Annotated in this window: 12 protein-coding genes; 3 read left to right on the forward strand and 9 right to left on the reverse strand. The window is 63.1% G+C overall.

All coding sequences use genetic code 11. The features are described from left to right. Positions 1-4: 4 nt before the first annotated feature. The 8 genes from KJQ96_RS13980 to KJQ96_RS14015 all read right to left on the reverse strand — a co-directional run bounded on the left by KJQ96_RS13980 (position 5) and on the right by KJQ96_RS14015 (position 8,829). The gene (locus KJQ96_RS13980) at positions 5-1,156 is read right to left on the reverse strand and encodes a Gfo/Idh/MocA family protein (protein WP_213287171.1); all 1,152 of its coding nucleotides are present in this window, start codon (positions 1,154-1,156) and stop codon (positions 5-7) included. Continuing rightward, complete coding sequence (locus KJQ96_RS13985) at positions 1,153-2,556, reverse strand: hypothetical protein (RefSeq protein WP_213287172.1); 1,404 nt, start codon at positions 2,554-2,556, stop codon at positions 1,153-1,155. The genes KJQ96_RS13980 and KJQ96_RS13985 overlap by 4 nt, the downstream gene beginning before the upstream one ends. 11 nt (positions 2,557-2,567) lie before the next feature. Continuing rightward, positions 2,568-3,416: an ABC transporter ATP-binding protein gene (locus KJQ96_RS13990; RefSeq protein ID WP_028350100.1), complete on the reverse strand. Its 849-nt coding sequence runs from the start codon at positions 3,414-3,416 to the stop codon at positions 2,568-2,570. Between the two features lie 156 nt (positions 3,417-3,572). Continuing rightward, complete coding sequence (locus tag KJQ96_RS13995; protein ID WP_065744176.1) at positions 3,573-4,571, reverse strand: ABC transporter substrate-binding protein; 999 nt, start codon at positions 4,569-4,571, stop codon at positions 3,573-3,575. Between the two features lie 55 nt (positions 4,572-4,626). Next, positions 4,627-5,436: an ABC transporter permease gene (locus tag KJQ96_RS14000; RefSeq protein WP_213287173.1), complete on the reverse strand. Its 810-nt coding sequence runs from the start codon at positions 5,434-5,436 to the stop codon at positions 4,627-4,629. Positions 5,437-5,709: 273 nt separating this feature from the next. Then, entirely contained in the window at positions 5,710-6,417 is a 708-nt protein-coding gene (locus KJQ96_RS14005) for a TetR/AcrR family transcriptional regulator (protein ID WP_213287174.1), read from the reverse strand. 247 nt (positions 6,418-6,664) lie between these two features. Next, positions 6,665-7,573, reverse strand: coding sequence for a VOC family protein (locus KJQ96_RS14010; RefSeq protein WP_213287175.1), 909 nt, complete (start codon positions 7,571-7,573; stop codon positions 6,665-6,667). After that, positions 7,570-8,829: a Glu/Leu/Phe/Val dehydrogenase gene (locus KJQ96_RS14015; protein WP_213287176.1), complete on the reverse strand. Its 1,260-nt coding sequence runs from the start codon at positions 8,827-8,829 to the stop codon at positions 7,570-7,572. Before KJQ96_RS14015 ends, KJQ96_RS14010 begins: the two co-directional genes overlap by 4 nt. 238 nt (positions 8,830-9,067) lie before the next feature. Here KJQ96_RS14015 and KJQ96_RS14020 point away from each other — a divergent pair, with 238 nt between their 5' ends. Continuing rightward, a complete protein-coding gene (locus KJQ96_RS14020; protein WP_213287177.1) occupies positions 9,068-9,961 on the forward strand; it encodes a sugar kinase in 894 nt (297 codons plus the stop codon). A gap of 24 nt (positions 9,962-9,985) precedes the next feature. Continuing rightward, the gene (gene rbsK / locus KJQ96_RS14025) at positions 9,986-10,900 is read left to right on the forward strand and encodes a ribokinase (RefSeq protein WP_213287178.1); all 915 of its coding nucleotides are present in this window, start codon (positions 9,986-9,988) and stop codon (positions 10,898-10,900) included. Positions 10,901-10,915: 15 nt separating this feature from the next. Here rbsK and KJQ96_RS14030 read toward each other — a convergent pair whose 3' ends face one another. After that, on the reverse strand, positions 10,916-12,136 hold the full coding sequence (locus KJQ96_RS14030; RefSeq protein ID WP_213287179.1) for an NAD(P)/FAD-dependent oxidoreductase: 1,221 nt from the start codon (positions 12,134-12,136) through the stop codon (positions 10,916-10,918). 269 nt (positions 12,137-12,405) lie between these two features. On the opposite strand from KJQ96_RS14030, the gene KJQ96_RS14035 reads away from it, so the two are divergent. Continuing rightward, positions 12,406-13,197: an enoyl-CoA hydratase/isomerase family protein gene (locus KJQ96_RS14035; protein ID WP_213287180.1), complete on the forward strand. Its 792-nt coding sequence runs from the start codon at positions 12,406-12,408 to the stop codon at positions 13,195-13,197. Positions 13,198-13,365 lie beyond the last annotated feature (168 nt).

Consider the following 13,365-nt stretch of genomic DNA (forward strand, 5'->3'; position numbering starts at 1 on the left):
CTCCTCACACCTTGATCGGGGCAACGTCGATCCAGCGCCGCTCGCGCCAGCTCTGCAGCGCGCACTCGGCAAGCTGCACGCCCTTGGCGCCTTCCAGCAGCGTGTATTTGTAGGGCGCGTCCTCGCAGACGTGCCGGATGAACATTTCCCACTGTTCCTTGAAGCCGTTGTCGTAGACAACGTTGTCGGGAACCTTCTGCCAGTCGGCATAGAAATCGTGGGTGCGCTTCTCGTCCGGATTCCACACCGGCCGCGGCGTCGCCTGGCGCGCCTGGATCACGCAATCGGTCAGGCCCGCCACCGCCGAGCCGTGGGTACCGTCGACCTGGAAGGTCACGAGATCGTCGCGGTAGACGCGCGTCACCCAGCTCATGTTGATATGCGCGATCACGCCGCCCTTGAGGCGGAACGTCGCATAGGCGGAATCATCGGCGGTTGCCGTGTACTTCTTGCCCTTTTCGTCGAAACGCTCGGGGATATCGGTCGTGCCGAGGCAGGAGATGCTCTCGACCTCGCCGAAGAGATTGTCGAGCACGTAGCGCCAGTGGCAGACCATGTCGAGAATGATGCCGCCGCCGTCCTCGCTGCGGTAATTCCACGACGGCCGCTGCGCTTCCTGCCAGCCACCCTCGAATACCCAATAGCCGAACTCGCCGCGCACCGACAGCATCCGGCCGAAGAAGCCGGAATCGCGCAGGAAGGCGAGCTTCTTCAACCCCGGCAGGAACAGCTTGTCCTGCACCGTGCCGTGCTTGATGCCCTTGGCCTTGGCGAGCTTCAGCACCGCGACCGCCTCCTCCAGGTTGGTCGCAATCGGCTTTTCGCAATAGACGTGTTTGCCGGCCTCGATCGCCTTGGTCAGCAGTGACGGGCGCGCCTGCGTGGTCGCGGCGTCGAAGAAGATGGTGTCGTCCTTCGCGGCCAGCGCCTTGTCGAGATCGGTCGACCAGCGCTCCACGTTGAAGCGCTTGGCGAGCCGTTCCACCTTGTCCGCATCGCGGCCGATCAGGATCGGGTCGGGCAGCATGCGGTCGCCGTTCGATAGCAGCACGCCGCCCTGGTCGCGGATCGCGATGATGGAGCGGACCAAATGCTGGTTGAGCCCCATGCGGCCGGTCACGCCGTTCATGATCAGGCCGAGGCGTTTGGTCGTCATACTGCTTTCTCCGAGGGAATTTTTGACGAGGGCTGCGCGAGCGGCGACATCGCGGACCAGTCCGGATGCGTGGCCGTGGCGAAGCCAGGTGTGGTCAGCGATCCCGTCAGGAGATCGCCGTCATGGATCGCGAGACGGATTTTATTGCCGTCGCGGACGTAGAGATCGGGATGGCCCGCGAGAAACGCCTGCGCCTCACCGGTCGGCGTGTCGCCAAAACCATCCACATAGTGGTGGCCGTTGCGCTCGGCATGGGTGACGCCGATCAGCGCACCGAGCGCGAGATCCTGCTGCACGGCGAGACCCGCCTGGCAGGTCAGGTCCTCGCCGGCGATGAAGCATTTCTCGCCGGCGGCACTCCATTTAGCAGCGCGCGTGGCGTTGATCACCGACTTATAGATGCCCTTGCAGGATTTCGAGGAGATGCCGCGATAGCCGAGCGCTCGCGCCACCGGGAAGGCGTCGTAGGAATCGTCGGCCTCGTCGACGATGAAATCGCGCCGCGCCAGTGCGCCGAGCTGCGATTGCCGCGTAATGTCGCGCGGCATCGGCTGTTCGATGTAGAGGAGCTTTTGCGCGATCGGCCGCAGCGCGGCATCGCGGTCGAGCCGCTCGACAAGCGCATTTAATGCAATGAGGTCGGCGTACTGTTCATTAGCGTCGAGCGTGACGCGGTAATCGTACGACAGCGTCGCCAGTTCATTGCCGATCCGGATCAGCCGATCGGCGTCGTGCGCGGGGTCGCCGTTTAGCTTGAGCTTGAAGTAGCGCGCGCCGGCGTTTTCTCTGATGTCGGCAACGCCGCCCTCGCCTTCGATCTTGTCGTCCATGCCGACCGTGTGCCGGATCGCGACGCGCTCCAACCGTTTTCGGCCTGCGAGAAAGCGCGACACGTCATCATCGCCGAGATCGTGCGACAGGCGTGCATCCACGCCTGCGATGTTGTCGGCCATGCCGTCGAAGAAGCTGGTTCCCGTGCAACGCAGCAGCGCGTCGAGAATCGCCTTGTCGATTTCGGCCGGCCCGTAGGCTGCCGCCAACGGTGGAATGTCTTCTCGCGCGCAGGCTTCGATCTGCGCGCCGATGCAGGCCGCATGCAGGCCGAACGCAGTCTCGAAGCCGGAATGCGCCAGATAGATGCCGCGCGCGATCAGAAGCGAGCGCCGCAGCTCCTCGACTGTCTGCTCTGGCGCTAGATGCGGCCGCTTGTCGAACCATTTTGGCACCAGAAATTCGGCACTGGCGCCAGTTGCCGTTCCCCCGCCTTCGACCTCGATCTCGACCCACACGAAAGCCTGCGGCGTTGCGTTGATGACGACCGCGCCGAACCGGAACGGCCGGGCAAAGGTGACCGGACGTTCGAAAAAGGAGATGTCTCGTACGGCCAAGCGTAACGGCATCGAGCCAGCTTTCAGTCCAGCGCGCTTTGCGTGAAAAAGTGCTTGCGAATCCGCTGGACCAGTTCGGTGAAGGCGGGATCGGCCATCGCGTCGAGCGAGCGCGGGCGCGGCAGCGGTACGTCGTAGATCGCGGCGATCGCGCCGGGCCGCTCGGTCATGACAAGCACGCGATCGGCCAGGAACACGGCCTCCGGAATCGAATGCGTGATCAGCAGCACGGTCTTGCCGGTTTCGCGCTGGATGCGCATCAGCTCGACATTCATCTTCTCGCGCGTCATGGCATCGAGCGCGCCGAACGGCTCGTCCATCAGCATGATCTTGGGATCATGCACCAGCGCGCGGCAGATCGAGGCGCGTTGCTGCATGCCGCCGGACAATTGCCAGGGCAGCTTCTTCTCGAACCCTTCGAGGCCGACCAGCTTCAACAGCGCTTTCGCCCGCGGCAGATATTCGTCGCGCGGCAGTTTCTTCATGTCGATCGGCAACATCACGTTGGAGAGGATGTTGCGCCAGGGCAGCAGCAGCGCGTTCTGGAACACGATGCCGACATTGCCGTGCGGTTTTGTAACCTGCTCGCCTTCGACCAAAATCTCCCCCGTCGATGGCGCGAGCAGCCCGGAGATCATCTTCAACAGCGTGGACTTGCCGCAGCCGGACGGGCCGACCACGACAAAGAACTCGCCCTCGTTGATGTGGAAATCCAGCGGCCGCAACGACGGCACGTCACCGTCGCGCGAACGATAAGTTTTTGAGACGCCTGATAGCGTGATCCCGGACGCCGCGCCGCCGGCGCGATCCGACACCAGGCGCAGATGCGCGGCTGGTTGGTCGATCTCGGTTGGTTTGGTCGCAGGATTCATTCAGCAAAGTCCATCTTTCCGTCGTCCCTGCGAACGCAGGGACCCATACGCCGCGGCTTATCGTTCGGGCACTCCGGCAGAGACCTTCTGCAATAACCAGGGCCGGTTATGGGTCCCTGCTTTCGCAGGGACGACGGTGAGTGCGTCATCAGTGGCTCACGAACCGCCCTGCGGCAGGTAGTCGTTGGTATAAAACGCCTTTGGATTGTCCTTGGCCTTGGCATCCAACCCGCCATATTCGACCATCAGATTGACCGTGTCGGTCATGTTCTGGTCGGTCACCTGGAACGGCCGCTTGTTCTTGGTTTCAGCCGTCCGGTAGAGCGGGATCGTCAGCTCAAAACCCTTTGTCAGCGTCTCGATCTTGCCGCCCTTCGGGTTGGCATCGAGGATCGACTGCGCCGCACCCTTCGGATCCTTCTCGGCGGCTTCGACCGCCTTCGTCGTCGCCGACATGAAGCGCTTGACGAGATCGGCATTGGCCTTGACGAAGTCGGTGTTGGCGACGACGCCCGAGCAGACCATGTTGATGCCGTAGTCGGCGAACTTGATCGCGTTGACGTCCTTACCCGTCGCGTCCTTGATCTTCATCGACTGGTCCATGACATAGCCGAGCAGCAGATCGGCCTGGCCGTTGATGACGGCGTTCAGCTTGGTCTGGCCGTCGCCGGCGACCGTCTGGAAGTCGCTTTCCTTCAGGCCGGTCTTCTTCAAAAACAGCGGCCAGATCTGCGTCATCGAGTCAGCGGGCGTGATCGCCACCGTCTTGCCCTTGATGTCCTCGGGCTTCTTGATGTTCTTTTCGACAAAGCCCATCGCCGACATCGGGCTGGTCTGAAGCAGCACGCCGGTGGCCACGATCGGGGCACCCTTCACGGCCGCGCGCATCATGGTGGGCACGTCGACATAGCCGAAATTGGCGGTCTTGGCCGCAACGGCCTGCGTGGTCGCCGCCGAGCCGCGGCCTTCCTGAATTTCGAGATCGATGCCTTCGGCGGCATAAATGCCCTTGGCCTTGCCGTAATAGAACGGCGCGTGCTCGCCATAGACGTACCAGTTCAGCATCAGCACGACCTTGTCGGCGGCCGATGCCGGAAGCACCGAAAGCGCGGTCCAGATCAGGGCGGCGGAGATCGCCGTTATCACTCGTATCATGGTCATCCTCCCGTTTGGTGATGCAGCCCTTGGATAGGCCGCCTGTTGGTTTGGCTTAGGAAGCAAAAATGATGTCCTCGCGCTGGCTGACATGCCAGGGGATCACGAGACGTTCGATCCGATCGACGACCCAGAACAGCACGACGCCGAGCAGCGCCAGGATCACCAGCGCAGCAAACATGGTCGGCAGGTCGAAGGTGCCGATCGAGCGCTGCATCACATAGCCGATGCCGGAATTGGAGCCGACGAACTCGCCGACGACAGCGCCGACCACGGCAAGCGTCACCGAGACTTTCAGGCCGGAGAAGATCGCGGGCATCGCGTGCGGCAGGTTGACGGCGCGAAACACCTGGAAGCGGCTGCCCTGCATCGCGCGCGCGAGATCGACCATGTCGGGATCGACCGATTTAAACCCCTGCACGGCGGAGACCACCACCGGGAAAAACCCGAGCAGAAACGCCGAGATCACCTTTGGGATGATGCCGAAGCCAAACCACACCACGAACAGCGGCGCGATCGCAATCTTCGGCACCGATTGGGAGAATACCAGCAGCGGATAGACATAGCTCTCCACCGTCTTCGATCCCGCGATCAGCATGGCGACGGGAATGCCAAACACGGCCGACAACAGGAAGCCGCAGATGGTGGCGTAAGTGGTGGGCCAGGCCTGCCGCAGCAGTTCCGGCCAATCCGTCCGCAGCACCGCCACGACATCGCCCGGCGCCGGGATCTGGTAGGCCGGAATCTGGAACAGGCGAATGGTGACGTCCCACATCACCACGATGAACAGCAGGAACAAAAACGGCCGCACCCACGCCGCGTTCAGCGCTTTCGACACGCCACTCTCGCGCTTCAGCTCGGCCACGTTCCGCTCCCTGATCATCGTCTTATGGGCGGGAAATTAACCTGTTGGATAAATACTGGCAAGCGAGTTTTCGTGCGGCAATTTGGACTATCGCCGTCGTCCCGCGAACGTACCTGGCGTATGAACCCCAGAACGCCGTCGCCCCTGCGAACGCATGCGAATGCAGGGGCCCAAACCACAGGCGTCTGTTTTGCGAATGCTGGGGCCGCCGTTCGGATACGACAACAATCAAGATCGGTGGTTATGGGTTCCTGCGTTCCGCAGGAACGACGGTTAGACCGGCTGATGCGCTGGCGGCCGTACGCCCGGTGTCGCAGGCTTGGCGAAATCCGCGGTCGATTTCCCCGTCAGCGCCGCCAGTACCAGCGCCACCATATGCGCCAGACGCTCGTCCCTCGCCTCCTTCTTCAGGAGGTCGCGGCCGAAGATTACGGAAAGCGTCGCGCTGTTGGAGAGATAGAAGAAGCACAGCGCGGCGATCGAGATATAGAGCTGGACGGGATCGACGGCGACGCGGAAGTCGCCGCTTTCGACGCCGCGCGTCACCACGGTGCGGATCATCTCGACGAACGGCGAGTGCATCGACTTGACCTTGGTCGAGCGCTTCAGGTGGCGCGCTTTTGCGAGATTTTCAGTGTTGAGCAGCGCCAAAAATTCCGGGTTGCGGAGGAAATAGTTCCAGGTGAAATCGATCAACCGTTCGATCGCCTCGGGCGGATCGAGATGTTCGAGATCAAGGCCACGCTCTTCGGAACGGATCTTCTCGTAGGCGCCTTCCAGCACCGCGAGGTAGAGGTCTTCCTTGTTGCCGACATGGTAGTACAGCATGCGCTTGTTGGCGCCGGCGTTGGCCGCGATGCGATCGACGCGCGCGCCGGCCAGGCCATGGGTGGCGAATTCCTGCTTGGCGGCCTCGAGAATGCGAAGCCGCATCCCCTCGGGGTCGCGCTGCCATTTCTGAACGCGTTTTGCCTTTGCCAAATCAATCGCCTGTTGGTCGCATCGAGCAAGCTGTAGCATGCAGGGAAGCGTTTGAGAATGAATCGCGCCGCGTTTCCTTCACCCTCCCTGGAGGGGGAGGGTCGGCTCACGTTGAGCGCAGCGAAACGTGAGACGGGGTGGGGTGATCTCTCCACTCGGGCACTGATCGAGCGGATGGACCGTCACCCCACCCCGCCGCTTCCCGTCGACCCTCCCCCTCCAGGGACCCTCCAGGGGAGGGTAAGCTTCAGTCGGGCTTCCCCGCTGACGGCTGCACCAGCAGCGTGGGCACACCGCATGTGCCGTTCCGCACCGTCATCACCCGCGTTCCCGGCTTGCGGCCGGTGCGGACTTCCGAGACGTCGACGCCGGCCTGGAAAAGCCGCGCATGGGTGGCGTCGATGTCGGTGACGCGCCAGCACAGGCCACGAAGTCTGTCTTGAAGTTTGTCTTGGAGTTTGTCTTGCAGTTTGTCTTGCAGTTTGTCTTGGAGTTTGTCTTGCGACGTATCCGTCTCCTTGCCCGGCCGGTGCGTGACCTCGACGATGAGGTCGCCGCAGCGGAAGAACATCAGCCGGCCCCAATCGGGGTGCGAGCGGTCGAGCGCCATGTCGAGGCCGAGCCGCGCACCGTAGAGCGCTGCGGCCCGTTCCGGGTCCGACGTCGAGACCACGACATGGTCCAGCGCCGTGATCGATCCGGGCGTAGTTCGCACCGACAGCGGGCGCTCCTTGTCGCGCTCGAGGAAAAACATACGGACGCCGCGCGTGGCATCTGTCGCCGCGCGTGTGCGCTTCCACGACAGCACAGCACCCGAGATCGCGTCGCGGCTTTCGACGTCTGCGATCACGTCCGGCTTGAGCGTCAGCCGGTCGAGCCTGCGGTGCATTTTGGCGATGTCGCTGGTTCGGAAGCAGATGCTTGCGAGCCCCTCGCCTTGCGCGGCAAGAACGCTGCGAATGCGGTCGGCGTTGGCGCCGTCGCCGCTCGGCCCCATCAATTCCAGCGTGGTGTTGTCGAGCGTGAACAGGACGCGGTCGGCGCCATCCCCGCTGTTCTGCCAGGCCGGTGCGCGGGCAAACAAGGTCTGGTAAGCGGCGGAGGCTGCGTTGATGTCGCCGGTGAGAACGACGACGTGATCGAGGCCGGTGATCACGGAAACAGTCCCCGCACGTTTTTAGCGGCGCGCACCTTCTCGACGCCGATCGCCATCGCCGCCGTGCGGTGCGGGATCTTGTCGGCCTTGGCCCGCTGCAGCATCTGGTCGAAGGCGCGATCGAGGATCGCGTATTCGCGCCGCGTCACTTCCTCTTCCTCCCAGAACAATTGCTGCAGGTCCTGAACCCACTCGAAATAGCTGACCACGACGCCGCCGGAATTGCAGAGAATGTCCGGGATTAGGAATACTTCGCCCTGGCGCTTTTCCAGCACCAGATCGGCTTCCGGCGTAGTCGGACCGTTGGCGCCCTCGGCCAGCACGCGGCACTTGAGATTCTCGGCGACCTTGGCATCGATCACCCGCTCCATCGCCGCCGGCACCAGCACGTCGCAAGGCAGCGTGAGGATTTGCTCGGGATCGAAAGTCAGTTCGTTGGAGAACCCGGCGATACTTCCATGCGCGCCCGCATGTCGCATCAATGCAGGAATATCCAGCCCCTTTGGATCATGCAGCGCGCCGGTGTGATCGCTGACCGCGATGATCTTCAGGCCATATTGTTGTAGTTCCAGCGCGGCGTAGGAGCCGACATTGCCAAAGCCCTGGATCACGGCGGTCGCGCTGCCCGGATTGATCGATAGCTCCTTGAGCACCCGCTTGGCGAGATAGGCGACGCCGCGCCCGGTTGCTTCGCGCCGGCCGAGCGTACCGCCGGATGAGACCGGCTTGCCGGTCACGATCTCGGTCACGGTTTGGCCTTGGTACATCGAATAGGTGTCCATGAACCAGGCCATCACCTGCTCATTGGTGCCCATGTCGGGCGCCATCACATCGGTATGCGGACCGACGAACGGGATCATCTCCTGCATATAGCGGCGCGACAGCCCTTCCAATTCGCGCTTGGAAATGGTGGAGAGGTCGACATTGACGCCGCCCTTGGCGCCGCCATAGGGCAGCCCGACAAGCGCGCATTTCCAGCTCATCCAGATCGCGAGCGCCGCGACCTCGCCGATGTCGACAGAGGGTGCAAACCGCGTGCCGCCTTTGGTCGGACCGAGGGTGAGGTGGTGCTGGACACGATAGCCTTCGAATACTGCGACCGTGCCGTCGTCGCGGTGGATCGGGCAAGAGACAGTGACCGCCCGCTTCGGCATCAGGATCCGGTCGCGCTCGTCCATCGGGATTTCGAGATGGTTGGCGATGACGCCAAACTGATTAACCGCCATGTCGAACACGGGACCGGAATAAACCGTCATCATTTCCTCCACTTTTGTCGCGCCGCCGGGAAACCCGGGCAGCCGTCAGCCGTTATACGACGGTATGCCCAAGCCCCCCTTAAGGACGGTCGCAGTCTCCTCTATACTCGCATCTCAAGCAGCAAAGACGGCACGGTTGCGAATAATTTCAGCGAATGCATCCGATAACCAGTGCTAATGTGTGCGCCGCGCCGGGACCACCTTCGCTCAACACTCTGCAGGATATGACGGAAAACGCATGCAGGCCCTCTTCATCGGACAGACCTATATAGACGTTACCTTCATCACCGACCACGTGCCGACCGGCGACGAAAAACATGTGGCCTCGGCCTATGCGGTATCGTTTGGCGGCAACGCCGTGACGGCGGCGTTCTGCTGCGCCAAGCTCGGGATCGTGCCGGACCTGATTGCGACCATGGCCAACGACTGGCTCGGCCGCATGTTTCAGGACATGGCCGCGAAGTATGGAATCTCGATCCATCCACGCAAGGTCAACTCCTCGTCGCTGTCGTTCATCATGCCGAAGGACGGCAAACGCGCCATCGTACGCTGCCGCGACGACGAGCACATTCATCCCTTCCCGATGTTGAACTTGAAGGGTTGCCGCGCGCTGCATGTCGACGGCCATCAGCCGGACGCTGCAATCCACTATGCCAAACTCTGCCGCGAGGACGGCATTCTGACATCGCTCGACGGCGGCGGCCTGCGGACCAACACCCATGAGCTGCTGGAATTCATCGATGTCGCGATCGTGGCCGAACGGCTGTGCGAACAGATGGACAAGACGCCGGAGGCCATGCTGGATTATCTGAAGAGCCGCGGATGCCGGATCGGCGGCGTCACCATGGGCGAGAAGGGCCTGCTCTGGTATGACGAGACCGGCGCCGTCCGCCGCCTTCCCGCACTTCCGGTTACACCCGAACGCGTCATCGATACCAACGGCGCAGGCGACGTCTTCCACGGCGCCTATGTCTATTCCTATCTCGCCAATCCCGCTAAAAGCTGGCAGGAGCATTTCGAGCTTGCGCGCGCTGCCTCAACCTTCAAGGTCCAGCGTCTCGGCAACGAGGCCGGCCTGCCGACGCTCGCCGACATCGAGGCGATCACGCGGGAGTTTCAGGTCAGCGCCTGAGGAAGCGAACGGGGGTCAGTACGCATGGGGCGCGTGTTCGTCGCCGGCAGCATCAACATGGATGTGGTGGCGACGGCCGACCGACATCCGAAGGTCGGCGAGACCGTCGCAGGCCAAGCGGTGCATTATTTTCCAGGCGGCAAGGGCGCCAACCAGGCCGTGGCCGCCGCAAAGCTCGGCGCACCGTCAACGCTGATCGGCCGGCTGGGCGCGGATGCGTTCGGCCAGCAATTGCGGCAGTTTCTCACCGCCCAAGGCGTCGACCTCGCTCTGGTCCAGGACACCGCGGATGTCCATACCGGAACGGCCGTGATCACCATCGCCGACGCCGACAACACCATCGTGGTCATACCCGGCGCCAACGCGCTGGTCAGTGCCGGGGATGTCACAGCCCCCGTGCTTGCCAAAAGCGACGTTGCCGTAAGTCAGTTCGAAATTCCGCAAGCCACGATCATCGCCTTCTTCAAACGGGCACGCGCGGCCGGCGCGACCACCATCCTCAATCCGGCGCCGGCGACCGTCTGCGGCCACGAGTTGCTCGATCTCGTTGATATCCTTGTTCTCAACGAAACCGAGCTCGGGCTTCTCGCGCAGACCGAACTTCACGACACCGACGACCCCACCCGTTTCGCCGAAGCGGCGCGGCGCCTGCCGACGGGCTCCGAGAAAATCATCTGCGTTACACTCGGCAAGCGCGGCGTGCTCGCGCTTGTCGGCGGCGAACCCTCGCTGATTTCGGGACGGGCCGTAAAGGCCGTGGACACCACCGGCGCCGGCGATTGCTTCGTCGGCGCCCTCGCCGCGCAGCTTGCCAATGGCAAGGCAATCCGCGACGCGCTCGAATACGCCAATGCCGCCGCATCGATCTGCGTGCAGCGAATGGGCGCCGCGCCGTCGATGCCGACGGCAGCGGAGGTAGCGAGCGTCTTGCACCTTTAGCTCTCGCCTTGCTGGCTAAGTCAACGCACCCTTCAGGTCGAAGCTCGCGTCGGCAGCCTGCTCGGGCGTGATCGAGCCATGGGCGGCAAGCAGACGCCGTCCGAACATGTGATCGCCCGCGCGATTGACGGACTCGATGCCGATGAGTTGCCCGCCCCTGTAGCAAAAAGCCGAGAATGCCGCTTGGGCTCGATCGCCGCGCACCACCACGCGGTCGTAGCCGGTGGTTAGTCCCGCAATTTGGAGCTTGTCGGGCCCCTGATCACTCCAGAACCATGGCAAGCCGTCATACGGCTTGGCATCGCCGGTCAGCCGGGCCGCGACGCAGCGCGCGTGGTCGGTAGCGTTCTGCACCGACTCCAGCCGCAGTGAGCCGCCGAAACGTGGGCTCGCAAACAGCGCGCAATCGCCGATCGCCGAGATATTGGGATCGGCGGTCAGCAGATGCTCATCGACGATGATGCCCGACGCGACCGGGAGGCCGGCGTCCGCCGCCAGTTCCACATTCGGCAACACGCCAACGCCGACCACAATCAGGTCGGCTTTCATGTGCCGGCCATCGCTGAGGCTGACGCCCGTGACCTTGTGGCCGTCGCTCTCGATGCTGGTGACTTGCACGCCCAGATGAATACGAATGCCCGCCGCGGTATGGCGCGCCTGGAAGAATTCCGAGATCTCCGCCGTCACCGCGCGCGCCATTACACGTGTGCCGAGTTCAACGACGTCGACTTCGAGGCCCTTGGCCCGCGCCGTCGCCGCGAACTCCAGCCCGATGAATCCGGCGCCGATGACGACGACGCGCTGGCCTTCAGTGATGTAGTCGCGCAGCGACCGGCTTTCGTCGAGCGTGCGCAAGTAACGCACGCTGTCGAGATTGGCGTTGGGAATGTCGAGCAGGCGGTTGCGCGCGCCGGTCGCCAGCACCAGATGCGCGTAATCGAGCGAAGAGCCGGAGGCGAGCGCCACCTTGCGCGCGGCACGGTCAATCGACACCGCGCGATCGGAGATCAGGTCGATCTTCTGGTCAAGATAGAATTTTTCCGGCCGGAACATCAGGCTGTCGGGCCCGCCGGTTCCTTTCAGATAGGCTTTTGATAGTGGCGGCCGCTGGTAGGGCAGATGGCCTTCATCGTTCAACAACACGATGCGTTCCGAAAAGCCGTGCTGGCGCAGCGAGGCCGCAATTTGATAGCCGGCGTGGCCCGCGCCGATGATGACAACCGCTCCTGCCGTCATAGGGACATCCTACGTTCGAGCGCACGGGAATGACCCATGTCGTTTCCTCTCCAGTGATTTTGGCTTGCCTGCCTCGTCCCCTGGGAGCGGCGCTCGTGTCCGTCCCGAACGATGACGGGGCCATCTGACCTCATGGAACGACGAGACGCAAGGGCGTCGGCGGCCTGACGGCGGCCCTTGCCGCATCTTGCGGGCTTGGCGGGGGATTGTCACCTCTTGCCTTCTCTATTTAAATGTCCGGCCCATCCGCACGCCCCTGAGGCCTTGCCATGTCGACTTCCGATGATACCGCCGCCCCTGCCCTGCTCAGGATCGAGGGCCCGATTGCCACGATCACGCTCAATCGCCCCGCGGCCTTCAACTCGATCAATCTGTCGATTGCGCAAAAGCTCGAGCAACTCGGCGCGGAGGTCGAAGGCAATGACGACATAAGGGTGCTGGTGATCGAGGGCGAAGGCCGCGCCTTCTCGGCCGGCGGCGACCTGCAGACCATCGGCGCCGCCGCCGCCAACGATACAATTGCGCCCGTGGTCGGCGAACTGTTGAAGCACTACCACGCCTTCATCGAAGCGGTGCGGCGGATGCCCAAGATCGTGCTGTCGAGCGTCCACGGCTCCGCCGCCGGCGCCGGCATGGGGCTCGCCTTCGTCACGGATCTGTGCATCGCAGCCGATGACGCCCGCTTCACGCCGGCCTATGCCAAGATCGGCGTCTCGCCGGATGGCGGCAGCACGGTCGGCATGGTCGGTACCGTCGGCACCCGCCGCGCGCTGCAGATCTTTCTGGCCGAAGACAGTTTTACCGCGCAGCAGGCCTATGAGTGGGGCCTGATCGCCGGCGTCGTTCCGGCGGCAGAGTTGAAGGCTGAAACGCGCAAACTCGCCGAGCGGCTTGCGCAGAACCCGCCGGCAGCGATCAGTGGCACCAAGTCGCTAGTCTATCAGGCCGCGGTTACGCCGACGAAGCAGCAACTCGATGCCGAGGAGGCGAAGATCATCGACGCCATGCAAACGGATGAATTTCGCGTTGCGGTGAGGAAGTTCACCAGCAAATCGAAATGAGAGCGTCGGCGACGCTTGCTAGTCCTTCGTCGTCCCTGCGAACGCAGGGACCCATAACCACCGGCGGTCGTTATTTTCGAAGGCGTCAGTCATCTCGCACTAACCGCGAGAGCAACGCGGTATGGGTCCCTGCGTTCGCAGGGACGACGTCAGTTCGGGCAGATGTGC

The organism is Bradyrhizobium sp. sGM-13 (genome assembly GCF_018398875.1).
In the GTDB taxonomy this organism is placed as follows: domain Bacteria; phylum Pseudomonadota; class Alphaproteobacteria; order Rhizobiales; family Xanthobacteraceae; genus Bradyrhizobium.